This window comes from Nitrospira sp., from assembly GCA_024998565.1.
Classification (GTDB): domain Bacteria; phylum Nitrospirota; class Nitrospiria; order Nitrospirales; family Nitrospiraceae; genus Nitrospira_A.
In genome coordinates, this window is record JACOEM010000012.1 from 31,794 (window position 1) to 57,130 (window position 25,337).

The 25,337-nt window shown below is 55.3% G+C and carries 19 protein-coding genes; 17 read left to right on the forward strand and 2 right to left on the reverse strand.

The window, feature by feature from the left end:
- The first annotated feature begins 358 nt into the window (after window positions 1-358).
- From H8K11_16905 to H8K11_16955, 11 genes are all read left to right on the forward strand, one after another.
- Window positions 359-781 carry a dual specificity protein phosphatase family protein gene (locus H8K11_16905; protein ID MCS6265432.1) on the forward strand — a complete coding sequence of 141 codons (423 nt, stop codon included), beginning with the start codon at window positions 359-361 and terminating at the stop codon, window positions 779-781.
- 188 nt (window positions 782-969) lie between these two features.
- Window positions 970-1,833: a bifunctional DNA-formamidopyrimidine glycosylase/DNA-(apurinic or apyrimidinic site) lyase gene (mutM, locus tag H8K11_16910; GenBank protein MCS6265433.1), complete on the forward strand. Its 864-nt coding sequence runs from the start codon at window positions 970-972 to the stop codon at window positions 1,831-1,833.
- A 191-nt stretch (window positions 1,834-2,024) separates the two neighbouring features.
- Window positions 2,025-3,224, forward strand: a complete 1,200-nt coding sequence (locus H8K11_16915; GenBank protein ID MCS6265434.1) for an ATP citrate lyase — start codon at window positions 2,025-2,027, stop codon at window positions 3,222-3,224.
- A 42-nt stretch (window positions 3,225-3,266) separates the two neighbouring features.
- On the forward strand, window positions 3,267-5,087 hold the full coding sequence (locus H8K11_16920) for an ATP citrate lyase (GenBank protein MCS6265435.1): 1,821 nt from the start codon (window positions 3,267-3,269) through the stop codon (window positions 5,085-5,087).
- Between the two features lie 114 nt (window positions 5,088-5,201).
- Entirely contained in the window at window positions 5,202-7,448 is a 2,247-nt protein-coding gene (locus H8K11_16925; protein ID MCS6265436.1) for an aconitate hydratase, read from the forward strand.
- A gap of 26 nt (window positions 7,449-7,474) precedes the next feature.
- Complete coding sequence (locus H8K11_16930; GenBank protein MCS6265437.1) at window positions 7,475-9,706, forward strand: NADP-dependent isocitrate dehydrogenase; 2,232 nt, start codon at window positions 7,475-7,477, stop codon at window positions 9,704-9,706.
- Between the two features lie 83 nt (window positions 9,707-9,789).
- Window positions 9,790-10,500 (forward strand): (2Fe-2S)-binding protein, encoded by a 711-nt coding sequence (locus H8K11_16935; GenBank protein ID MCS6265438.1) that lies wholly within the window; start codon window positions 9,790-9,792, stop codon window positions 10,498-10,500.
- 69 nt (window positions 10,501-10,569) lie between these two features.
- The gene (locus tag H8K11_16940; protein ID MCS6265439.1) at window positions 10,570-12,171 is read left to right on the forward strand and encodes an FAD-binding protein; all 1,602 of its coding nucleotides are present in this window, start codon (window positions 10,570-10,572) and stop codon (window positions 12,169-12,171) included.
- 84 nt (window positions 12,172-12,255) lie between these two features.
- The gene (gene sucC, locus H8K11_16945) at window positions 12,256-13,434 is read left to right on the forward strand and encodes an ADP-forming succinate--CoA ligase subunit beta (protein MCS6265440.1); all 1,179 of its coding nucleotides are present in this window, start codon (window positions 12,256-12,258) and stop codon (window positions 13,432-13,434) included.
- Between the two features lie 11 nt (window positions 13,435-13,445).
- Window positions 13,446-14,318, forward strand: coding sequence for a succinate--CoA ligase subunit alpha (sucD, locus tag H8K11_16950; GenBank protein MCS6265441.1), 873 nt, complete (start codon window positions 13,446-13,448; stop codon window positions 14,316-14,318).
- A 289-nt stretch (window positions 14,319-14,607) separates the two neighbouring features.
- Entirely contained in the window at window positions 14,608-16,242 is a 1,635-nt protein-coding gene (locus H8K11_16955) for a B12-binding domain-containing radical SAM protein (GenBank protein ID MCS6265442.1), read from the forward strand.
- A gap of 394 nt (window positions 16,243-16,636) precedes the next feature.
- Here H8K11_16955 and H8K11_16960 read toward each other — a convergent pair whose 3' ends face one another.
- Together H8K11_16960 and H8K11_16965 are read right to left on the reverse strand one after the other, a co-directional pair.
- Window positions 16,637-17,893, reverse strand: coding sequence for an adenosylhomocysteinase (locus H8K11_16960; protein ID MCS6265443.1), 1,257 nt, complete (start codon window positions 17,891-17,893; stop codon window positions 16,637-16,639).
- 106 nt (window positions 17,894-17,999) lie between these two features.
- Window positions 18,000-19,148 carry a methionine adenosyltransferase gene (locus tag H8K11_16965; protein MCS6265444.1) on the reverse strand — a complete coding sequence of 383 codons (1,149 nt, stop codon included), beginning with the start codon at window positions 19,146-19,148 and terminating at the stop codon, window positions 18,000-18,002.
- Between the two features lie 398 nt (window positions 19,149-19,546).
- On the opposite strand from H8K11_16965, the gene H8K11_16970 reads away from it, so the two are divergent.
- The 6 genes from H8K11_16970 (at window position 19,547) to H8K11_16995 (ending at window position 25,248) form a co-directional block, all read left to right on the forward strand.
- On the forward strand, window positions 19,547-20,983 hold the full coding sequence (locus H8K11_16970) for a cytochrome c biogenesis protein ResB (GenBank protein MCS6265445.1): 1,437 nt from the start codon (window positions 19,547-19,549) through the stop codon (window positions 20,981-20,983).
- A 77-nt stretch (window positions 20,984-21,060) separates the two neighbouring features.
- Window positions 21,061-21,975: a c-type cytochrome biogenesis protein CcsB gene (ccsB, locus tag H8K11_16975; protein MCS6265446.1), complete on the forward strand. Its 915-nt coding sequence runs from the start codon at window positions 21,061-21,063 to the stop codon at window positions 21,973-21,975.
- Between the two features lie 102 nt (window positions 21,976-22,077).
- Complete coding sequence (locus tag H8K11_16980) at window positions 22,078-22,602, forward strand: TlpA family protein disulfide reductase (GenBank protein ID MCS6265447.1); 525 nt, start codon at window positions 22,078-22,080, stop codon at window positions 22,600-22,602.
- A 32-nt stretch (window positions 22,603-22,634) separates the two neighbouring features.
- A complete protein-coding gene (locus tag H8K11_16985) occupies window positions 22,635-23,171 on the forward strand; it encodes a TlpA family protein disulfide reductase (GenBank protein MCS6265448.1) in 537 nt (178 codons plus the stop codon).
- A 2-nt stretch (window positions 23,172-23,173) separates the two neighbouring features.
- A complete protein-coding gene (locus tag H8K11_16990; protein ID MCS6265449.1) occupies window positions 23,174-23,920 on the forward strand; it encodes a sulfite exporter TauE/SafE family protein in 747 nt (248 codons plus the stop codon).
- Window positions 23,921-24,039: 119 nt separating this feature from the next.
- The gene (locus H8K11_16995) at window positions 24,040-25,248 is read left to right on the forward strand and encodes a geranylgeranyl reductase family protein (GenBank protein MCS6265450.1); all 1,209 of its coding nucleotides are present in this window, start codon (window positions 24,040-24,042) and stop codon (window positions 25,246-25,248) included.
- Window positions 25,249-25,337: the final 89 nt, after the last annotated feature.

The following is a 25,337-nucleotide window of genomic DNA, read 5'->3' on the forward strand; positions in this document are numbered from 1 at the left end:
GTTTGGGCAGGAAATCTCTTTTAGCCGATAGGGTACATCCGGTTGAGTCCGAAGGTAGAATTCCATATCTGTGTAGATAGGGAAATTGTACCGACATTTCAAGCAGACACCCCGGCATTCCCCATCTGGCTGCAATGTGCGCCGGTCGACGCCGAAGGTATTGGTCTTACAGATTGCGCACTGGACACTCGCCAGACGTTTTTCTACTGCCTCAAGCGACGTGTGGGCCATCAATTCCTCCTCGAATAGCGAGGTTGAGTATACGCACCGGTTTCAGCGATGTTCAACCGTCTTGCCCGAATTTCGAGGATTCACTTGACCGGGAGTCTATGCCCCCTATACTAACGACACGATGCACATGATCAACAAACGTCTGCTGGTCGGTAATGCCGATGACGCCAGGAATCCTCCCCCTCAGGTAAGTGCTGTTCTCATGGTGGCTGAAGAGCAAAATGTGACAGTTCCCTCGCGGGTTATCTATGCCAAGATTCCGCTCAAGGAGTTTGGTGAGCCGGCCGCGTCTGCGTTGTATGAGGCTGTGGAATGGATTGCGGCGCATGTGGTTGATAATCGATTGATGGTCTGTTGCAGGGTCGGCATGGGGCGATCGGTATCAGTAATAATTGCCTATCTATGCTGTATCGAAGGAATGGCTTATGACGATGCGGTGAAGCTCGTGTTGACCAGGCGACCGGGCGGCATGCCGTTGCCGCGCCTCCAAGAGAAGATTCAGGATGTTTGTCTTCGGCGGCAAGCTCGAGTGAATTCATCAACTCCCTAAATGCTGCGCTGTTCGGGACATTCCGATTTGTCCTCCTTCGTCGGTTCCTCATCCCCCATCGGCCGCTCCCGTTATACTCATCCAAATTGATGCCTCCTGGACTATCGCAGGTTGGAGTTGCATTTTAACTCGGCCCCATGGCGTAATTTGCCCTCCATATAGTCCACTCCGCCACCGAGAGAATATTAATGCCTGAGTTGCCGGAAGCCGAGGTCGCTGCGCGTCAACTGCGCGAACGGGTCGTCGGAGCTACAGTCCGTGATTGCTGGATTGGCCGTGAGGATATCGTGCGAGAAGGGTTGCCTTCTCTGGAACAGTATCGTCAGGGCAAGATTACAGGGGTCGAGCGGAAGGGAAAAAGCGTGATTCTTCACTTTCTCTGCGGCAAGGAGCCGAGATTCCTCGTCGCGGAGTTAGGTATGACCGGATTATTGCTGTTTCGATCCACCTCGACCAAGCATCCCCACCACACCCACTTTATCCTGCATCTCGATGGTTGTTCTGAGCCTGATGTCAGATATTGGAATCCGCGCCGGTTTGGTCGTTTATCGTTGCTTGACCAAGCGGGGCTGGATCGATATGTCACTCGCCGGTTCGGCTATGACCCCCTCATGATCAGTCATGAGCAATTTTTGTGTGTGCTCAGAGCGACACGGAGTCGGCTGAAGTCTCTCCTGATGCATCAACAGGTTATCGCAGGGATCGGTAATATCTATGCAAATGAGATCCTTTTCCGTTCCCGGCTCCATCCCGATCAGCCGGCGAATACGATTTCAGGGAAGGCGATGACGCAGCTCTATCAAGTCATGGGGGAGGTGCTGCGGGACGCCATCGCCTTGGGCGGGTCGAGTGTGCGGGATTTTTTTGCGCCGGATGGGACCGAAGGCCAGTACAAGAGCAGGCATCTGGTGTATGCCAGGGCCGGTGAGCCCTGCCCGAATGCCTGCGGTACGGTCATCTGTCGTTCAGGCGGCGAACGAAGTTCGTTTTACTGTCCCACATGCCAGCGAAACGGGCGTCGGCGTCCCACAGGGCCTGAAAGGTCTCGCTAACCGCAAACCTCGAAGCATCGGAGACAATAATAACGTTATCAATTATTTATGCTGATGAATCTTCGGTGCTCATTATGGTAGGACTTCTGTGCTTGAAGCTTGGGCCTTTTGGAGGATTGAGCTAATCAGCAGAATTCGGTACTCTACCGCTCCGTTTCTCTGCCCTATCACACACCAAGGAGTCGTCAATCATGGCGAAAGTGCTGGAAGGTCCCGGGATGGGGCTGATGAAGAAGTGGGGAATTAATGTTCCCAATTACGTGGTCGTCACTTCCGTTGATGAGTTGTCCAGGCTCGGTCAGGCCAATGAATGGCTGAAGAAGTCCAAGCTCGTTGCGAAAGCGCACGAGGCTCTTGGGTCGCGCTTCAAGTTGGGGCTGGTGAAGATCGATTTGGACTTCAAGGCGGCTGAAGCTGCCACTAAAGAGATGATTGGCCGTCAGGTCGGCAGCATCACCGTGACTCAGGTGATTGTCTCTGAGATGATCCCACACAAGGAAGAGTATTATTGCGCGGTCAAATCAACGCGCGAAGGCAGTGAGATCCTGGTTGCCAATTGTGGCGGGATCGAAGTTGAATCAAATTGGGAACGTGTCAAACGGTTGTGTCTTGAGATCGGGCAATCTCCTTCTCCTGAATCCCTCGAAAAACTGTCGAAAGAGGCAGGATTTAGCGGGCCGCTCGCGAAGAAGATGGCTGAGTTTGCAGGGAAAATGTTTGCCTGCTTCGACAGTGAAGATGCGCAGTATCTCGAGGTGAATCCGGTCGTCCTTCGTGCCGCCGATGAAGAACTGGTCGCGCTTGATGCCGTGACATTGCTCGACGGCGATGCCAAATTTAGACATCCGGACTGGAACTTCGCTTTTGCGGCAGAGTTTGGCCGTGCCTATTCCAAGCAAGAGCTTGAGGTGATGGCTGTCGACAGCAAGATTAAAGGCTCAGTTAAATTCATCGAAATTCCTGGTGGGGATACAGCGATGTTGCCGGCGGGCGGTGGTGCCAGCGTGTACTACTCCGACGCGGTCGTGGCGCGTGGCGGCAAGTTGGCCAACTATGCCGAATACTCCGGTGATCCACCCGATTGGGCCGTCGAGGTCCTTACGGAAAAGGTCTGTTCTCTGCCGGGAATCAGGAACATCATCGTTGGTGGTGCGATCGCCAATTTCACCGACGTGAAGAAGACGTTCGGAGGGATCATCAACGGCTTCAGGAAGGCGAAGTCCGAAGGGAAGTTGAAGAACGTAAAGATTTGGGTGCGCCGCGGTGGGCCGCGGGAAAAAGAGGGGCTTGATGCGATGCGCGCGTTGAAAGAAGAAGGCTTTGACATCAATGTCTTCGACCGCAATACACCGCTCACCGACATTGTCGACAAGGCACTCCAAGCGAAGTAGCCTGCCGCCTATGACCAACCGAAGATAAGGGGAGATCCCGAGATGAGTATTCTGGCAAACAAAGACACCCGTGTGGTGATCCAGGGTGGTCAAGCCGGTGTCAACGCTGCCCGTCGCATGGCCGAGTTCTGTTATCTCATTAAGCGTCCGCTCAATGTTGAGGCGTTTGTCTATCCGCCCGATGCCGGCAAGAGCAATGAGATTCCATACGGCAGTGGTCTGATCGCCATTCCTGTCTACAAGTCCATTGCTGAGGCCACCAAGCATCATCCGACCCTGAATACCAGTCTCGTATACATTGGCGCAGACCGCGCGATGAAGGGTGGTATGGAGGCGCTGGACGATTCTCACATCAAGGTGGTCTCAATGATCACCGAGGGGGTGCCGGAAAAAGATGCCAAGATTCTTGGCGCTCATGCGCGTAAGTTGGGGAAGGTTTTTAACGGCCCCTCATCCATTGGTATCATCTCTGCTGGAGCGTGCCGGCTTGGTGTAATTGGTGGTGCATTCGACAATCTTGTTCTCTCCAAGCTTTATCGTGAAGGATCGTTCGGCGTCATCACCAAGTCCGGTGGTCTCTCGAACGAAATCATTTGGATCTGTTCTCAGTTTGCCGACGGGATCACGACGGCTATCGGTATCGGCGGTGATGCCTATCCTGGCACCGATTACGTCAGTTATCTCGAGATGTTCGAGAACGATCCCCAAACGAAGGCGGTCGTTATTGTCGGAGAGATGGGCGGCGATCTCGAAGAGCGGGCCGCAGAATGGTATGGCGCCAAAAAACGGCGGGTCAAGTTGATTGCCGTGGTCTCGGGCTTCTGTCAGGAGAGTTTGCCGAAGGGGATGAAATTCGGTCATGCCGGCGCGAAAGAGGGCATGAAGGGTGAAGGATCAGCCCGCTCCAAATCCGATGCGCTAAAGAAAGCCGGGGCCCTCGTGCCGCCAACGTTTGGCGCGCTTGGTCCCGCCATCAAGGAAACTTATCAAGATCTCTTGAAGTCCGGCCAAGTCAAGGAGCCGGTCGAGCCTGCTGTCTTGCCTCGGTTGCCAAAAACCGTCGAAGAGGCGATGAAGGCCGATGAGGTTATGGTTTCGCCGCTGATCCGTACGACCATCAGCGATGACCGCGGCGATGAGCCTTGCTACGACGGTTATCCTGCCTCTGAGCTCATTAACAAGGGCTACGAAATTCCTCACGTCATCGGTCTTTTGTGGGACAAGCGGCTGATCTCGAAGCAGGAAGCCGAGATCATTAAGCGCATCATGATGCTTTCTGCTGATCACGGTCCCTGCGTGAGCGGCGCATACGCAACAATTCTTGCGGCCTGTGCTGGGATCGGACTGTCGCAATCAGTCGCCGCAGGCATGATTATGATTGGTCCGCGCTTCGGCGGTGCGGTCACTGATGCCGGACGATTCTTTAAATATGCAGTTGATAACAAGATGTCGGTCGACGAATTCTTGGCCTACATGAAGAAAAACCATGGGCCGGTTCCGGGAATCGGTCATCGTGTGAAGAGTTTGCGCAATCCGGATAAGCGAGTGAAGGAATTGGTTGGGTACGTGAAGAGCTTGCACATCAAGACGCCATGCCTGGATTTCGCGCTGGAAGTAGAGAAAATTACCTCCGTCAAAAAAGATAACCTGATTTTGAACGTCGATGGGACCATGGCGGCCGTACTGGTCGATATCGGATTCCCAGTCGATAGCTTGAACGGATTCTTCATTCTCTCGCGGACGATCGGATTGATCGGACACTGGGTTGACCAAAAACGTCAAGATAGCCGGCTTATCCGTTTATTCGATTACCTTGTGAATTATGCGGCACCGAAGAGGCGGGAAGTTCCGCCGTTGAAGTAAGGCGACAATGGTCGGTCGTCAAGAGTGATTCGTCAATCCGCTCTCGGAGATTTTGCGATCCCTGTCGGTTGACGGGTCTGCGCTGGCGGCAGACATATTATAAGGAGATAAGTCATGTCGATGGATCTCGCCAAGAAGCTGTATGCCAAGATGCCGGATGTGTTCGCCAAGGCCAGAAAGCAATTCGGTCGTGGACTCACCCTGGCTGAAAAAATCTTGGTCGCGCATGCAGATAATTTCGACGCGCAGACCTGGGAGCGAGGCAAGGCGATGTTGGCGCTCAGGCCAGATCGTGTGGCCATGCAAGATGCCACGGCCCAAATGGCCATGCTGCAGTTCATGCAGGCCAATAAGAAGAAAGCGGCCGTACCGAGTACGATCCATTGCGATCACCTCATTCGCGCTGAAATGGGTTCCGAGAAGGATCTGCTTCGCGCGATGGACGAAAATCGAGAGGTCTACAATTTCCTCGCTTCTGCGGCGAAGAAGTATGGCATTGGCTTCTGGAAGCCAGGAGCAGGGATTATCCACCAAGTGGTGTTGGAGAACTATGCGTTCCCCGGCTGTTTGATCATTGGAACGGACTCACATACACCGAACGGTGGTGGTTTAGGCGGGCTGGCGATCGGTGTCGGCGGAGCAGATGCCGGTGAAGTGATGGCAGGTTTGCCATGGGAGGTTCTCCATCCGAAATTGATCGGCGTGCGTCTGACGGGAAAATTGAATGGTTGGGCTTCGCCGAAAGACGTTATTCTCTATCTGTGCGGTTTGCTGACGGTGAAGGGTGGGACCAACAAGATTGTGGAGTATTTCGGCCCGGGTGCCGAAACGATCAGTGCCACAGGCAAGGGCACTATCTGTAATATGGGTGCGGAGCTTGGGGCTACGACTTCCGTTTTTCCCTTCGACCAGAAAATGGTTGCCTACATGAACATCACTGACCGGGCTGATTTAGCGAACCTTGCCCAGTCGCACAAGGATCTGCTCGTAGCCGATGCCGAGGTCTACCAGTCACCCGAGAAATATTACGATCAGATCGTTGAGGTTGATCTCTCGACACTTGAACCGCATGTAGTTGGTCCGCATACGCCGGATCTTGCCCGGCCGATTTCAAAGTTGGCGGCGGAGGCAAAGGCGAAGGGATATCCGGTTGAGTTGAAAGCGGCACTCATCGGTAGCTGTACGAACTCTTCCTACGAAGACATTAGTCGTTCTGCGCATGTAGCCGAGCAGGGCTTGAAGGCTGGGTTGAAAGCGAAGGCGTCATTCCTCGTCTCTCCCGGATCCGAACGCATCTATCATACGATGAAGCGTGACGGGTTCTTGTCGACGTTTGAAAAGCTCGGAGGAACGGTCCTCTCGAATTCCTGTGGCCCCTGCATCGGGCAGTGGAAGCGGGCTGACGGAGTGAAGGGTAAGGCGGATTCAATTGTCAGCTCATTTAATCGCAACTTCCCTGGTCGCAATGACGGAATCAGCGAAACCTTGTCATTCCTAGCAAGTCCCGAAGTCGTGACCGCCTACGCCATTACAGGTGACTTGGGATTTGATCCCGTGAATCAAACCCTCAAGGGCGCGGATGGAAAAGAGTTCAAGCTCCAGCCACCGCAGGGGGAGGAACTGCCTGCCAAGGGTTTTGCGAAAGGTGAAGAGGGGTTCGTGGCTCCTGCTGAAAACGGCGAGGGGTTGACGGTGGACATACCGGCTACCAGCGAACGGTTGCAATTGCTTCAGCCATTTCCACGCTGGGATGGTAAAGATTTCGAAAAATTGCCGCTATTAATCAAGACGAAGGGAAAGACAACCACGGATCATATTTCTCCGGCCGGGCCATGGCTCAAGTTCCGTGGGCACCTCGATAAGATTAGCGACAACATGTTCTTGGGCGCAAACAGTGCCTTTACAGCAGAGCCCGGCAAAGGAACAAATGTCCTCACGGGTGAGTCGAACCTTACCATTGCTCAGATCGCACGCGACTACAAGACCAAAGGTATTGGGTCGGTCGTGGTGGGTGATGAGAACTATGGTGAGGGTAGCAGCCGCGAGCATGCGGCGATGTCGCCTCGATTCTTGAATGTCAGAGTCGTGATTACTAAGAGTTTTGCCCGGATTCATGAAACCAATCTGAAGAAGCAGGGAATCCTGGCTTTGACCTTCGCAGATCCGAAGGACTACGACAAAATCGAGCAGCAGGACCGCATCAGCGTGACGGGGTTGAATAATTTGGCCCCCGGCAAGCCGGTGCAGGTCACCATACACAAGGCGGATGGCAAAGCTCTGACCATCCAAACGAACCACAGCATCACTGAACAGCAGATCGCTTGGTTCAAGGCGGGTTCAGCGCTGAATGCGCTGAACTAACTCATGGGGGGATAAGAGGGAGAATCATGACTACGAAAGCTGACAAGATCATATATACCAAGACTGATGAAGCGCCGATGTTCGCGACCTATTCGCTCTTGCCGATCATTAATGCCTTCAGCAAGGCAGCCGGTGTATCGGTGGAACTGCGGGATATCTCGCTGGCCGGTCGAATCCTTGCGGTGTTTCCTGAATATCTGACGCCGGAACAGCGGCAACCGGACGCACTGTCCGAATTGGGCGAACTGGCCAAGAAACCGGAAGCCAATATCATCAAGTTGCCCAATATCAGCGCCTCGCTGCCACAGTTGCAGGCAGCCATTAAGGAATTGCAGAGCCAGGGCTACAAGCTGCCCGAGTATCCTGAAAATCCGAAGGACGACAAAGAGAAGGATATCAAGTCCCGCTACGACAAAGTCAAGGGCAGTGCAGTCAATCCGGTCTTGCGCGAGGGTAACTCGGATCGCCGGGCGCCCTTGTCTGTGAAGGCGCACACCAGGAAGCATCCGCACAAGATGGGAGCCTGGAGTTCAGATTCTAAATCGCACGTCAGTCACATGAAGGGTGGAGATTTCTTTTCGAATGAAAAGTCGCTGACCACGACCGCTGCGACCGATGCGCGAATCGAATTCGTCGGGCAGGATGGTAAAACCACTGTTCTGAAGCCAAAAGTAGCCTTGCAGGCAGGCGAAGTGGTCGACGCGACCTTCATGAGCGTCAAGGCTTTGCGCACATTCCTCGAAGAACAAATTCAGGATGCGGCCAAGCAGGGCGTGTTGTTCTCGCTTCACATGAAAGCGACCATGATGAAGGTCTCCGATCCCAAGATCTTCGGTCATGCGGTAACGGTTTTCTACAAGGATGTGTTTGCGAAGCACGGCGAGACGCTGAAGAAGCTGGGTGTCGATCCGGACAACGGGATCGGCGACCTCTACGCTAAAATCAAGGCGTTACCGGAAGATCAGCGCAAGGCGATCGAAGCAGATATTCAGGCGGTGTACAAGCAGCGTCCTCCGATGGCGATGGTGAATTCCGACAAGGGGATCACCAACCTCCATGTGCCGAGCGACATCATTATCGATGCCTCCATGCCGCCGGTCATTCGGGACAGCGGCAAGATGTGGGGCCCGGACGGGAAGCTGGCTGACACCAAGTGCGTAATTCCCGATGCAAGCTATGCCCCGGTCTATCGCGAGGTGATCGATTTCTGCAAGAAGCACGGCGCGCTTGACCCGAAGACGATGGGTAGCGTGCCCAACGTCGGACTCATGGCGCAGGCGGCGGAAGAGTACGGTTCACACGACAAGACCTTCAAGGCGCCGGGCAACGGTACGATTCGCGTTGTCGATGCGTCTGGAAAAGCGTTGCTGGAGCACAAGGTCGAAGAAGGGGACATCTGGCGTATGTGTCAGGTGAAGGATGCCCCGATCCGCGACTGGGTGAAACTAGCCGTGACTCGCGCACGGGCGACCGGCGCGCCGGCGATTTTCTGGTTAAACAAGGACCGGGCGCATGACGCGCAACTGATCACGAAGGTGAATCAGTATCTGAAAGAACACGATACGAACGGGCTCGATATCCGGATCATGACGCCGGCCGATGCAACTCGTCTCTCGCTGGAACGGATCAAGGAAGGCAAGGACACGATTTCAGTGACGGGGAACGTGTTACGCGACTATCTGACGGACCTGTTCCCGATTCTCGAAATCGGAACTAGCGCCAAGATGCTCTCGATCGTGCCGTTGCTCAACGGCGGTGGTCTGTTCGAGACCGGTGCGGGAGGATCCGCGCCGAAGCACGTGCAGCAGTTCCAGGAAGAGGGCTATCTGCGGTGGGATTCGCTCGGAGAATTCCTGGCGTTGGCCGCCTCGCTGGAGCATCTGGCCAAAGTGGCGAATAATCCCGCGGCGAAAATGCTAGCAGATACTCTCGATCAAGCCAATGCCAAGTTCCTGGAGAGCAATAAATCGCCGGCGCGCAAAGTCGGAGAAATCGACAATCGTGGCAGCCACTTCTATCTGGCTCTCTACTGGGCGCAGGCGTTAGCTCAGCAGACGCAGGATAAGAATTTGGCAGCGCGCTTCGTCAAGGTTGCTAAGGAAATGGCAGATAACGAAGCCAAGATATCTGAGGAGCTGATTGCGGCTCAGGGGAAGCCGGTCGATACAGGTGGGTACTACCACCCTGATGACGCGAAGTCGTCCAAGGCGATGCGTCCGAGCACCACGCTGAATGCTATCATCGACGCAATTGCGTAGAGGCGTATCCGTCAATTAGGCGTCAGGCGTGAGGGAGAATCGAATCTCCCCACGCCTGGCTTTCAGCGGTTCACGAGAGAAACATGGCACAAGAAGACACCAATGTGATCGATCAGCCGGAAGTGTTGCGCCACAAAATGGTGACGATTGAAATTTCCGGTAAGAAGTATGAAGTGCCGGAAGGTATCACCGTCATCAAGGCATTATGGCATACGGGTCAGGAGGTGGTGCGCGGAGCCGGCTGTCTCGGAGGGTTCTGCGGCGCCTGTGCGACCTACTATCGAACCAAGGATGATCCGAAGGTTCGGACCTGCTTGGCTTGCCAGATGGCAGTGGAAGACGGCATGTCTTTCACCATCATGCCGCCGTTTCCTGCTCGTAAGGCTCTGTACGACATCCAGTCGCTCAAAGATCCGAAGCAAGACCTCTTCAATCTCTATCCGGAAGCGCCACTTTGCCGCAATTGCAATGCCTGTACAGAAGCCTGCCCTCAGAAAATCGACGTGCGGGAAGGGGTCTGGAAGGCAGTGTTCGGTGATTTCAAGAGCGTCTCCGAGATGTTCATGGATTGCGTCATGTGCGGGATGTGCACACCGGTCTGTATTGCCGACATTGCTCCCAATCTTGTCGCCCTGTACGTGAGCAGGGCGCAAGGTGCTCATTTCACGGAGAAGCCGCAGGGGCTGGATATCCGTATTCAGGAAATTCAAGACGGCCGTTTCAACGATGAATGGAACAAAGTGCTTGCAATGAACGAACAGGAGCTGGCCGACCACTGCGCGACAGTGAAGTAATGCCTCGTGCTGTCCGCCGGTCTCGGGCAGATATGTCCGATGACTGTGCTCCGTGCTGAAAGTGAAACCATGGATATTCACGCACTCCAACAGATTGTCCACCAGACTCGGGACGCTCGCCGTAAACAGACTATCCCGAAGTTCTCCCCTGCCGATCGCGACCAGCTGATCCATAAATATCATCCTGATTACCGCACCAGCGCCTATCGTCCGATTCGATTTGGCCCGAACGCGGAGGACAAAACGGTTGTCGAACTCGCTGCCCTTCTCGAGGGGGATAGCTCAATCGCTGAGAATATTGATCTAACCCCACACTACACAACGGATGTTTTGGTCGTCGGCGGCGGCGGTGCTGGGTGTGCAGCTGCGTTGCATGCCCATGGTACCGGTGCGAAGGTGATTCTTGCCACGAAGCTACGACTCGGGGACTCCAATAGTGTTATGGCTCAAGGCGGGATGCAGATTTCCGTTGCGCCGGAAGATTCTCCGGTCACCCATTTCCTTGACACCCTCAAGGGTGGCCATATGCAGAACGACCACGAATTACTCAAGGTCATGGTCGAAGATGGGCCTTCCATTGCCAAGTGGCTAATTGAACTAGGCGTACTTTTTGACCGGCAAGCCGATGGCAATCTCCATGTGAAGAAGGGGGGCGGGAGCTCGAAGCCGCGCCTGCTGACTTGTTCGGACTATACCGGGCTTGAGATCATGCGTGTGCTCAAGGATGAGGTCCTGAACCAAAAGATCCAGCTGCTCGAATTTTGCGCAGCAGTTGAGCTGCTGAGCGACGACCATGGCCATTGCACGGGGGCGATCTTTAAGGATCTCGATAACCACCGGCACGTCGTAGTGGCTGCCAAGTCGGTGATTCTCGCGACCGGCGGTATCGGCCGACTGCACATTCAGGGATTCCCCACGAGTAATCACTACGGCGCAACCGGCGACGGGTTGTGCCTCTCGTATCGGATGGGCGCGAAGCTCGATCATATCGATACGTTTCAGTATCACCCCTCGGGTGCGGTCTATCCTGAGCAATTGATCGGTGCGTTGGTTACAGAAGGCATCAGGTCAGAGGGCGGCCATCTGGTGAACGCCAAAGGTGAGCGATTTGTGAATGAGCTCGATACCCGCGACGTCGTCTCTTCCTCCATTATTCGTGAGTGTGAGGAGGGCCGTGGTATTCGCACCATGTCCGGTCGTGTCGGGGTTTGGTTGGATACGCCGTTGCTCGATGCAGAGCATGGGCCGGGAACGGTGGAAAAGCATTTTCCTGCCATGATGATGCAGTTTGAGCGATTCGGTATCGACATCAGCAAGGATCCCGTCCTCATTTATCCGACGCTGCACTATCAGAACGGCGGAGTGAAGATCGATGCCAACTCGGAAACCAACGTGAAGAATCTCTTCGTCGCCGGAGAAGCTTCCGGGGGATTGCACGGGCGGAATCGATTAATGGGTAATTCGCTACTGGATCTCATGGTGTTTGGAAAGCGCTCGGGGTTGACAGCGGCATCGCGCGCCGCATCCATGCCACAAGGCAAGCTCACTCTCCAACATCTTCGACGGTTCCGGGCGGAGGCCAAGCAGCACGGCAGCTCGAGCGGTGTGATCTCTCCGATGATTCTCCCCGCCTATACACGAAAAGAACCAGAGCGTACGGTGAATGGCTGATGGCGGCTGGTCCTACGAGGAGACCGCGCCGATAGTCACGCTCTACGCCATTTGTCATGAGCCATTAGCTCTTATGAGGTTTCGATGAACGTTCATGAATTTCAGGCCAAGCAATTGTTCGCACAGTTCGGGGTGCCAGTTCCACGGGGAAAGGAAATTACCTCACCGGAAGCAGCCACTGCCTGGGCAAACGAATTGAATACGCCGGTCTTCGTAGTGAAAGCTCAGATCCATGCGGGCGGACGTGGTAAGGCCGGCGGCGTCAAAATTACCAAGGACAAGGGGGCTGTCGCAGGATTTGCCAAGGAGTTGATCGGCAAGACCTTGATCACGCACCAGACTGGACCGAAGGGGAGAACGGTTCATCGCCTGCTGCTCGAAGAAGGCGCCAATATTGCCAAAGAGTTATATCTGAGCATTCTTGTTGATCGCGACACCGGTTGGCCGACGTTTATTGCCAGCACCGAAGGCGGGATGGAAATCGAAGAGGTGGCTGAAAAGACTCCCGAGAAGATCATCAAGGAAGCGATCGATCCCGCCGTTGGATTTCAGGGGCACAATGGGCGCAATGTCGCCTTCGCATTGGGCTTGCAGACGATGGAACCAGCCGTCATCAATCCCTTTGTGCAAATGCTCGGCAACCTTTATCGCCTGTTCATGGAGAAGCACGCGGCGCTCGTTGAAATCAATCCGTTGATTATCACCAAGGAAAAAACCTTGGTGGCATTGGACGGCAAGGTCTCATTCGACGACAATGGCATTTTTAAACATGACGATGTTCAGAAAATGCGGGACCTGAATGAAGAAGATCCGCTGGAAATCGAAGCGACGGCGAACAATCTGAATTATGTCAAGCTTGACGGCAACATCGGCTGCATGGTGAACGGCGCTGGTCTTGCGATGGCCACTATGGACGTCATCAAGCTGGCGGGCAGCGAGCCGGCAAACTTCCTGGATGTGGGCGGCGGAGCCACGAAGGACACGGTGGCAGCGGGATTCCGGATTCTGCTCAAGGACCCGAACGTGAAGGGCATCTTTATCAATATCTTCGGCGGCATCGTACGATGTGAGCGCATTGCGCATGGTGTGATCGAAGCTGCCAAGGAAGTGAAGATTACCGTGCCATTAGTGGTGCGTCTTCAGGGTACGAATGCAGATGAAGGCCGCAAACTATTGGCGGAGTCTGGCCTCAAGCTGGAGGTTGCCAATGATCTGTGGGAAGCGGCGCAGAAAATTGTGATGCTGACCGGCAAGGCGGCGTAAAGGAGAAGACCGTGAGCATTCTCGTCAATAAGAACACGCGGGTGGTAGTGCAGGGGATCACAGGGAAGGAAGGGTCCTTTCACGCGACGCAATGCAAAGCGTATGGCACAAAGATGGTCGCCGGAGTGACCCCTGGCAAGGCCGGACAGGAAGTTGAGGGCATACCAGTCTTCAATACCGTGGCCGATGCCGTGAAGAAGACCGACTGCGATACCTCTTTGATTTTTGTGCCGCCGCCATTTTGTGCGGATGCGATCCTGGAAGCCGCTGATGCAGGTGTCAAACTGATCATCTGCATCACCGAAGGCATTCCCGTGAACGATATGGTGAAGGTGAAACGTGCGTTGCATGGACGTGATGTCCGATTAATCGGCCCCAATTGCCCAGGCGTCATCACAGTGGATGAAGCCAAGATCGGGATCATGCCCGGATTCATCCATAAACGTGGTGTAGTCGGTGTCGTGTCCCGCAGCGGCACCTTGACGTATGAAGCCGTTCATCAACTATCGACGTTGGGTCTCGGAGAAACGACCTGTGTGGGAATCGGCGGAGATCCCGTCAACGGCACGGGTTTCGTGGATGTCTTGCCCTTGTTCGAACAAGATTCTGAAACACAGGCGGTTGTGATGATCGGCGAAATAGGCGGCGACGCGGAAGAGAAGGCGGCCGAATATATTAAGAAGCACGTCAAGAAGCCAGTGATCAGTTTCATTGCCGGGATCACGGCCCCGCCGGGGCGACGCATGGGACATGCAGGCGCCATCATTTCAGGCGGCAAGGGGACGGCAACGGAAAAAATGAAAGCGTTGGAAGCTGCCGGTGTACGAGTCGTCAAGAATCCTGCTGAGATCGGGCAGGCCGTGAAGGCGGCACTCGGTCGCTAGCCAGGGATCTCTTCTAGAGAGGGCGTCGGATCAGATCCGTCGCCCTCTTTGCGTTTGTACCGCCTAAATCATACCGCCAGTCAACGGCTGAGGGGCGCCGATGTTACCGACGTCCCATTCTCGGTGTCAGATTCTTCCCTTTTTCCCTCTTGCGAGACGTGGTACTGTAGGACGCCTCACGTGGGTCGATTGGCCTGAGTGATTTGGTCTCTCTACAATGAGAACCTGGATCCTCCGTCCGCGAGCAAAATGAGGAATCCGGTTACTGTCCCGATGAAAGGACGTTACTATGCTGGTGTTTCTGATACATGTGCGCGATCCCCAGTTTTATGCCCTTCCGGCGAAGACGCGAGCTAAGAACGGGCGTATTCGGGTCATGGGGTTTCCGCCCATCGGCATTATGTCGCTGTCGTCGGTGTTGAAGCGGGCAGGACATGAATGCGTGATGTTCGATCAGGCACATCCTGAGACTCCCAATGAGTTCATTATCGAAGAAATCAAACGACGGAAGCCCGCCTTGGTGGGTCTTAGCTTCCTCAGTACTACGAGCTATCCCTATGCAAAAATTCTTGCTCGCCAGATTCGTGCGGCCGATACCAACGTCAAGTTGGCCTTTGGTGGCGTATTTGCCAGTCTCAATGCGGGGTTGGTGAAGCTACAGTGTCCGGAAGTCGACTTTGTGTGTCGAGGCGACGGGGAGCAGTTGTTACTGGACTTGCTCGACCGTCTTGATGATCCGCAAGAGGTGGGCGGTGTCACTTGGGCGAAAGACGGCAAGGTGATCAATAATCCCAACAGAACGATGGAGCGCCACCTGGACCAGTGGCCATTTCCTGACCGGGAAAGCCTGGAGTTAGACTTCGTCGAGTCGATGCCGTTGGATGTGCCGGCCGTGCTGTCGATGGAGCGATTTACGACCATGCAGACTTCGCGGGGCTGTCCGTGGCCCTGTGTCTTCTGTGACATCCCGATTTTTAATGAGGGCAAGTGGCGGGCGCGTAGCGCGCAACACGTCGTTGATGAGCTGAAGTACCTCGAGGCGAATGGGTACGGATCGGTCTATTTCGTCGATGATCACTTTTTGCTGCAGCCGAAGCGGATCGATGCGATTTGTAAAGGGATCATCGATGCCAAACTGACAATCCAATGGGGAATCGAAGGCCGGGTTGATTCTGTGGCCCAGCACCTCTTCCCCGCCATGGCTCAGGCGCATTGCCGGACGGTGATGTTCGGCATCGAAAGCGGCAGCCAGAAAATTCTGGATCGCCTCCAGAAGGAGCAGACGCTCGCCGAGGTTGAGACCGCCGTTAGAAACGCCAAGAAGGCTGGGATCGAAATCGTTCACGGTTTCTTTACTGTGGGCAATCCAGACGAAACCGTCGAGGATATGCAGAAGACGTTTGATTTCGCCTCGAAATTGCCTTTGGACACGTTTGGATTCAATCGGCTGTGCGTTTATCGGGGCACGCCTCTGTGGCAGGAATATATCAAGCGTGGATTGGTGAGCGACGCCAAGGATTGGTACAAGTATTTTAAGTGTTCGGAGATTGATCCGACCTGTTTGCCGGGGGCGGTCATTAATTCAGTTCGCCAAGAGGGGCTGAAGAAGCTGTTTATGTATAAGCTCACCCGATATCCGATTCAGACCTTCAAGCTGCTGCGCCGCTTCTTGCGTTTCATGCCGTTCCGTGATGTGGCCTATCTCATTATCAAGCCGTTCCTGGGCCAGAAGAAGGGGGCGACGAAGGCCGAAGTATTGTCGCGGGCGGTGGAGCATGCGGAGATGAAAGACGCCGCAGCGCAATTGACCCAGCTGAGCGATGAGTTGCTGCACAGTGTGCTGGAAGAGTCGAAAGCCGAACGCCAGCGGATTCAGCAGGAGGCCGAAGGATCCCGCGAACTTCCCATGGTCAACTCACGTTAGTCTGCACAAGGTTCGCCATGTTCTGTCAGCTGTCCCTGTGCTTCAGCAAGTGAGGCCTGGGGAGGCCCAGACTTGACGTTTTCTGCATCTATTTAGCCGGAGCTGAACCTGCGTCTGTTGTGCTTCGAAGTTACTCCCTCTGCTCTCAGGTTCCACAGCAACTATTCCTACTATCCCGATCAAGCCTGAGGCTTGCGGTGTGTGGTTGTTCCATGGCAACTCGCCAGAGGCTACGCCAGATATCCGGTATGATTGCGAGGAAGTTATAGAGCGCAGGGAGACAGAGTAGGAGGAGCGTCCGGAGTGACTTGAGGCGTTCGTGTAGCCGCTCAGAGTTGCACGGTGGATGGGCCGGAGTTGCCACGAGGCTAACTCCGGCCTTCTCCCAAGAGTGCTAGGTTCCCATTTCCCACGAGGCCAAGTACTTCACCTGCTCTTTGGTGAGCTTGTCGATCGACACGCCCATGCCGGCGAGCTTGAGCCGCGAAATTTCTTTATCGATGTCGGCTGGAACCGGATAGACCTTCTTTTCCAATTTCTTGTAGTTCTTCACGATATATTCGGCCCCCAGGGCCTGATTCGCGAAGCTCATGTCCATGACGCTGGAGGGGTGGCCTTCAGCGGTGGCGAGATTCACGAGACGACCTTCGCCCAAGAGGCTGACGCGACGGCCGTTCTTCAAGGTGTATTGGTCGACACCCGAGCGCACGGCGAGTTTTTTCTTGCTGAGCTTCTCCAGTGCAGGAATGTCCAACTCGACATTGAAGTGTCCGGAGTTGCAGACGATCGCCCCGTCTTTCATGGCCGCAAAGTGCTCGCCGCGGATAACCTTCAAGTTACCTGTGACTGTGACAAAAAAGTCTCCAAGGGGAGCGGCTTCATCCATCGGCATGACCCGGAATCCGTCCATCACGGCTTCGAGGCCCTTCAATGGATCGATTTCAGTCACGATGACGTTGGCGCCCATGCCGCGTGCGCGGGTGGCAATGCCGCGACCGCACCAGCCGTAGCCGGCGACGACGAGCGTAGAGCCGCACACCAGCCGATTGGTGGCACGGACAATGCCGTCCATGGTGCTTTGGCCAGTGCCATACCGGTTGTCAAACATGTGTTTCGTGTCCGCATCGTTCACGGAGATCACCGGGAATTTCAGGACTTTCTTTTCGGCCATGCTGCGAAGACGGATGACGCCGGTGGTGGTTTCCTCTGTTCCGCCGATCACATTGCGGAGCAAGTCTTTTCGCTTCGAGTGCAGATGGGAGACCACGTCGGCGCCGTCGTCCATCGAGAGATGTGGCTTGTGGGCGATAGCCGATTCAATATGCCGGTAGTAGGTTTTATTGTCCTCGCCCTTAACGGCAAAGGTTGGGATTCCCTCGTGTCGAACCAAGGCGGCGGCGACGTCGTCTTGAGTGCTCAACGGGTTGGAGGCGCAGAGGCGAACGTCTGCGCCGCCGGCCTTGAGGGTTTTCATCAGGTTGGCCGTTTCGGTGGTCACGTGGAGGCACGCGGTGGCGCGGATGCCCTTGAACGGCTGTTCTCGCTCAAAGCGTTTGCGAATGAGCCGGAGTACCGGCATCGTAGCTTCTGCCCATTCGATTTTCAATTTTCCCTGATCGGCTAATCCCATGTCTTTCACGTCGTAATCCACTGTTTCCTCCTCCTGTGTCATGCCCTTGAATGGTTGATGTTCGAATGCAGAAAAAAGGGGGCGGGCTTGCGACCCGCCCCCTTGGCTGGTGCGACGCTGTGGGCGTTTAGAGGCCCGCGTCCTTGCGCAACGCTTTGGCTTTGTCGGTTTTTTCCCAGGTGAACTCCGGTTCGTTGCGACCGAAGTGTCCATAGGCGGCCGTCTTTCTGAAGATGGGGCGACGCAGTTTGAGATGCTCGATGATCCCGCGCGGGGTCAATGGGAAATGCTTCCGGACCAGCTTGTCCAGGCTTTCGGGCGCTACCTTCTCGGTATCTTTGGTGTCGACCAATACGGAGACGGGATCGGCGACTCCAATGGCGTAGGCCAGCTGGACTTCGCATTTTGAAGCCAGGCCAGCGGCCACGATGTTCTTTGCAATGTAGCGAGCCATATACGAGGCTGAACGATCCACCTTTGACGGATCTTTCCCCGAGAAGGCCCCTCCACCGTGGCTGCCGTGCCCGCCGTAGGTATCGACGATGATCTTGCGGCCGGTGAGGCCGGTATCGCCCATCGGCCCGCCTACCACGAACCGGCCCGTTGGATTGATATGGTGCTTCACGCTGGTCGGATCGTAGAGGCCCTTCGGCATGGATGGCCTGATCACGTGCTCCATCAAATCCTTCTCGATTTGCTTGTTGGTCACGTCGGGGCTGTGCTGTGTGGAAACGACGATGGTATCGACGCGGCAGGGTTTACCGTCCTTATATTCCACGGTTACCTGGGATTTACCGTCGGGGCGCACCCATTTGAGAATCTTTTTCTTGCGCACTTCCGCCAAACGTTTGGTCAATCGATGAGCCAGCACGATCGGCATCGGCATGAGCTCGGACGTTTCATTGGTGGCATACCCAAACATGAGGCCCTGGTCGCCGGCGCCGCCGGAGTCCACTCCCATGGCGATATCGCCGGACTGTTGGTGGATCGATGTCAGGACCGAGCAGGTGTTGGAGTCGAACCCCCAAGAGGCGTCCGTATAGCCGACATCCTTGATCACGTCGCGAATAATATCGGGAATCTCGACATAGGCCTTGGTCGAGATTTCTCCGGCGACGAATGCGATGCCGGTCGTAAGAATGGTTTCGCAGGCAACTCTCGAAAACTTGTCTTGAGCGATGATGGCGTCTAGAATTCCGTCCGAGATCTGATCGGCAATCTTGTCCGGGTGCCCTTCGGTGACAGACTCAGACGTGAACAGGTAGTTATGTCTCATTGTTCCCCCTGGAATTGAAGTGATACGAGGATGCGGCGGTTGAAGTCAGGTGGCACGGCGACTGATTGTGGAAGACGCGACGCTTAAGATGATTGGACAACTCCGCAAAAAACTAAGGCAATAGTAGCTGACCGGTCGGTTTTTGTCCACCGTTCTGGTGGAATTGGTTGAGTCTCGCGTCGGACAAGTGTCTTGCTTGACAGTCCTTTAAGTCGACTTGTAAGATAGCTTACTTTTCGCGTATTTGGAACATTTTTCATCATAAACGCTCCGCCTCGGCACTTCCAACCTCGTGGTATCGGCCTGCATTGGCGCAGGATTCCACACGCAGCTCGTCATTGGGTATGATGATGGGATTTGTATGACAGCCAGGTCGAAGCAGCTAGGTATGTTGATTCATGAACGATAAACCCGATGCAGCATCCGATGTGAGCGCATCCGCTCCGCGCACTTCAGGCCTTGGCTGGGAGGAGTTTTCGCGCGAGGTCGTGGATTTTTTTGCTTCGATCAAGCTGGCGATGTTTCTGTTCATTGTGCTCGCCATGACTGCGACGATCGGCACGGTCATTCAGCAGGGTGAGCGCCCGGAAACCTATGTGCAGGAATATGGAGAAGAAGCCTATCGTTGGTTCCTTCGATTGGGTTTTACCGACGTCTATCACACCTGGTGGTTCACCAGTCTGCTGGGTCTCCTGTGCGTCAATTCTCTCACCTGTTTCCATAAACGGTTTCCCAGTGTGTGGCGGTCCATGCGGCAGGACAAGGTCAGTGTGTCGCTGGCCTTTATCCAGGGCATGAAACAGCAGACTACCCTTTCGCTCAATCAGTCGAGAGAAGCCGTAGCCGAAGGGCTGGTAAAGCTCTTTGCCGAAAAGGGCTACCGGGTGCTGGCCAAGAGCGATCCCGGAGAAGTGACGGTCTATGCGACCAAGGGGATTATGGGCCGGGTCGGCGCGCATGTGGCCCACCTCAGCGCTACGGTCATCGTGCTCGGAGGACTGCTGGGCAGCTATTATGGATTTCAGGAGTTCGGGGTGTGTCTCGAAGGCCAGACCTACCACATTCCGCGCGGCAACTTCGATCTTCGTGTCGATAAGTTCTGGATCGACTACCATGAGAACGGATCGGTAAAATCCTACAACAGCACCTTGACCGTGATCGATCAAGGCACTCCCACCACAACCAAGACAATTACGGTGAACGATCCCTTGGTCTACAAGGGGATCTGGTTTTACCAATCCAGTTATGGGGATGCGTGGGATCAAATCGAGGCGGCTCGAATCAACATTAAGGAGAAGGGCAGCGACAAGATTATTGCGACGGTCGATTTGGAATGGAATAAGGAAAAGGCCGTCGACGGTCTTCCATTGAAGATGAAGATGACGGATTTTGTGGCCGACTTCGCGTTTAATTCAACCGAGAAGAAGGTGTTCTCAAAAACCGCAGAGCATGCCAATCCCGCCATTCGGCTGGCGGTTGATGAGCGGAGTAGCGTGCAGTCCACTCCCTGGGTGTTCTATCACTATCCAGACCTCTTTGAGATCAAGGATTCCGCATACCAATTTGAATTCATCGGTTATCAGCCGAAGAAGTTTACCGGGCTGCAGATTGCCAGAAATCCGGGCATCAATATGGTCTGGATCGGGTGTACGATGCTGGTGGTGGGCATGACGCTCTCGTCGCTGATTTATCATCGGCGGTTATGGGCGAAGATCATTCCCGGCGAGTCCGGTGTCACGCTCCATCTTGGCGGAACAACGCACAAAAGCCAGATCGATTTCCAAAAAGAGTTCAGGAAGTTGACGGAAAAAATTAACGCCCAGGCTCAATCCTGAAGATCGCTGCCGCGCGACGGTGAGCAACGTTTCATTCGGTCTGCGCTGCACGCTAGGATAGATAGACGGAGGTCCGTATGATGCGATCACTGTTCCTCTTCGATATGACGTTCTGGCTGTATTTAGCCGCGTTAGGGCTGTATGTGGCCTATCTGTTCGCGAAACGTCCTGCCATGCAGATGGTTCCGGCCGGGCATCCGGTGGAGGACCTCGAAGAACGTGATGGTGCATGGGCCACACAATTGGGGCAGGTGGCGACGCTCGTCACCGTGTTCGGGTGGGTGCTGAACACGTTGGCCCTCACGACGCGGGCATTTGAGCGAATGGAGCATTCAGGCACCTTTGCGCCCTGGTCCAACCAGTTTGAGGCCATGGCCTATGTGTCCTGGGCTATCATCCTGGGTTACGTGCTTCTCGAATTCCGTTACAGGATCAAGGCCGTCGGAGCCTTTGTGGTGGGCATCGGGTTTATCGCCATGGGCGCCGCATCGCTCTTGCCCTATCGATACCAGACGGCAGAGCCGCTCGTTCCGGCCCTGAACAGCTACTGGATTTATATCCATGTTTCAGTCACGTTGACCAGTTACGCGGCGTTTGCCATGGCCGGTGGATTGGGCCTGATGTATCTCTTCAAAGAACGGGCGGTCAATCGTGGCAGTCAGTCGCGGTTTTATGCCGCCTTTCCCGATCTCGAGACCATTGATGAGCTGGGCTATAAGGCGATCATGCTGGGGTTTCCGCTGCTGGCCTTCGGAATCATCCTCGGCGCCATGTGGGCAAACTATGCCTGGGGCGGGTACTGGAGCTGGGATCCCAAGGAGACTTGGTCGTTGATCGTATGGCTGATCTATGGCGCCTATATTCATGCGCGTATGACCCGAGGGTGGGAGGGGCATAAAGCGGCGATCTACGCGATCTTTGGTTTTCTCATGGTCATTTTCTGTTTCTGGGGTGTGAATTTTCTCCTCTCCGGTCTGCATGCTTACGCCTAAACCATGACAGAGCACATCAACCAGAGTCCTGCTCATACTGCGCCACGAACCGGCCCGTCCCGTATCGTGGTGGTGATCGCCGCTGCGGCCATTCTAGGCGTGATGTTTCTCGTGGTCTGGCTACAGAGTTCCAAGTACGAACCACTGGTGGTGGGAAAAGAGGCGCCGGATTTCCAATTGCCCGACCTGAATGAGAAGCCACTGCGGTTATCTGACTATCGCGGCAAAGTGGTTTTCTTGAATTTCTGGGCAACCTGGTGCAAACCGTGCCGTGAAGAAATGCCCTCAATGGAAGTGTTGTACAAGAACTTCGAGAAGGACGGCCTGGTAATCCTGGCGGTCAGTATTGACCGGGTAACAACGAAGAAAGAAATCCCCCCGTTCGTGAAGGGGATGAACCTCACGTTTCCCGTACTGGTTGATTCTTGGGGCCAGACCGACAAGCGCTACAAGTTGATGGGAGTCCCCGAAACCTACATCATTGATCAGCAGGGTGTCCTGCGTGAAAAAGTGATCGGGCCTCGGGATTGGACACGATTGGATAATCTCAAGGTGTTGACCCAATTGCTCAAGCCTGCGGAGAAGGCCGCCCATGCGACTCCTGCTCAGGCGCTGCCAACGTCGTAACGGCGATGATGACTCGTTACTCAATTCTGTCCGTGGTCGGCGCCGTCATGATGCTCTGTGGAGGATTATCTGCAGACGCCCGCGGGGCATTGGCTTCCTCGCCGGCCGTGCCGATGCCGGTCGTCGAGCGTATTCCTCAGGTCGATGAAGAGGCGCCGAATTTCCTGTTGAGGGACTCCGAGGGGTTCAACGTCACACTCGATCAGTTCCGAGGAAAAGTCGTGCTCTTAAATTTCTGGGCGACCTGGTGCGGGCCCTGCAAAATCGAGATGCCGGCGATGGAGCGTCTGTATCGAAGCTTCAGCCGCAAGGATTTTGAGATTCTCGCGGTCTCGACCGACGCCCAGGGTGCCGCCGTGACCCGTCCCTTTCAGCGCGAAGTGGGTTTTACCTTCCCGGTGCTCCACGACGCCGATTTTCGCATCGGGCTTCAGTATGGCGCACGCCAGCTCCCGATGACCTTTCTGATCGATCGCAAGGGTATTATTCGAAACCGGATTCCAGGGGCCAGAGACTGGAGCGCTCCTGCCGGGAAGCGTCTGGTTGAATCGCTGTTGCAGGGGTCCTAAGCATGACCGACTCGGTGCAGTCGATTTCATTCGTAGCCGCCTTTTCCGCCGGGCTGCTGTCGTTCGTGTCGCCCTGCGTGCTGCCGCTCGTCCCGTCCTACATTTCCTACATTACCGGACTCTCGATCGAACAGCTCACGGACGTTTCCGAGCGGAATCGCTTCCGGAAAGCGATCATTCTGAATTCCCTGCTGTTCATCGCGGGGTTTTCGACGGTATTTGTCGCGTTCGGGGCATCGGCCAGCCTCTTGGGCCAGGCGTTGATTACCTACCAGGAGCATCTGCGCCGGTTCGGTGGTATCGTTGTGATTATCTTCGGCCTCTACCTCCTCGGCATCTTGAATTTGAACTTCCTCAAGATGGAGCACCGGTACCAGTTCCGGAACCGCCCGGCCGGGTTTCTGGGTTCGTTCCTGATCGGCATCGCGTTTGCGGCAGGCTGGACTCCCTGCGTGGGACCTGTCCTGGGGACGATCCTGCTTTATGCCAGTACGACTGAATCGATGCTCAGTGGTGTGGTCTTGCTGACGTTTTACTCGCTGGGGTTAGCGCTACCGCTGTTTCTCACCGCGCTCGGCGTCGATCGATTTCTCAGTTACTTCAAAGAAGTGCGCGCCTATCTTTGGGGTGTGTCGACGGTGAGCGGCGTACTGCTCATCGTGGTGGGTGTGATGATCTATGCCAATTCGCTGACCATGATCACGAGCTTTCTCGAACGCTATGGGATTGGCTGGTACCTCGGTCAGTAACTCTGCCCCATTTCTCCCTTTCCTATCGGGCTCCTCCTTGACGCCTGCGTTACAGTGCGTGTTCGATCCTTGGCTCATGCCGGGTGGGAGCTCTGTGTCCTTCAATTGGTGGCTGCGGCATGGCTGATAGGCAATTGGCCACAACCTACGATGTGATTATTGTCGGAATGGGGCCGGCGGGAGCGGTTGCTGCTGCGGCTCTCTGTCGTGGGGGCTTGACCGTACTCGGTTTCGATAAGGACGCCCATCCCCGTTACAAGGTGTGCGGGGGAGGGCTCTCGGCGCGTATCGACCGGCTCCTGGAACCCGGCTTCAAATCGGTTGTCGAACAGACGGTCAATGGGGTTCAGTTTGTCTATCGCGGGCAGGATCCGCTCCTCATTGAATCCTCTCAGCCGATCGCCTACATGGTCATGCGAGATCGTTTCGATCACTACCTCGTGCAACAAGCGATTCAGGCCGGAGCCGAACTCCGGACCGGTGAGGGGGTGGTCGAGATCACTCAGGATTCCGATGGAGTGGACGTGGTGACGCAGGAGGGACGTTATCGCGCACAGATGGTGATCGGTGCGGATGGCGCCAATAGTCTGGTTGCACGGCAGCTGTTTCCCAACCGTTCCCTGTATCGGGCGCCGGCGCTTGAAAGTGAGGTGCGGCTCGGGAATAGCCGTCACTATCCGAGCGCCTCCACGATCCTTGTCGATGTGGGGGCCGCCCGTCAGGGGTATGGATGGATTTTTCCCAAGGAGAATGGCCTGTCTGTGGGGGTAGGGGAGTTTCGTCGCAAATCGAGCGGTTTGCGTACGACTTTCGATCGGTTTGTCAGCGAAGCGCAGGGGTTGTCCGGCCGGACGGTGCCGCGGCCGATCGGGCATCCAATCCCTGCCTATTCAGATTCTGAAGGCGGGCAGCGTGAGGGCATTGGCTCCCCGTTCATCAGGGGACGAGCGGCATTGGTGGGCGACGCGGGGCACTTGGTCGACCCGCTGTTCGGGGAAGGAATTTATTATGCAGTTCGTTCCGGACAGCTCGTTGCCAGGGCGATACTGGGGAATCGTCATGATCATCGCAGATCGTTAGCCGACTATGTGGCCGCACTCGAGCGGGATATCTTGCCGGATTTCAGAATCACCGCGAGAATTGCCCGGGTCATCTATGCCTTCCCCCGCCTCGGCTTCAAGCTTCTCCGTCGCTACCAGGATGTGGTGCAGTCCTATTTTGAAGTTCTGCAGGGACGTACCACGGCCGCACAATTCTTGCCAGACGCGAAGAAACGCCTCAAGGCGTCGGTCAACGACTTGCTGCTCGAAGCATTACATTTACGATAGCAGGCAGATGGACACGTCCGCCAGGCGGTTTGGCATGGGCACTGGCGGCCTCACTGTCCCGGCGGAGTCGCCACTCCATTCGGCGCGGC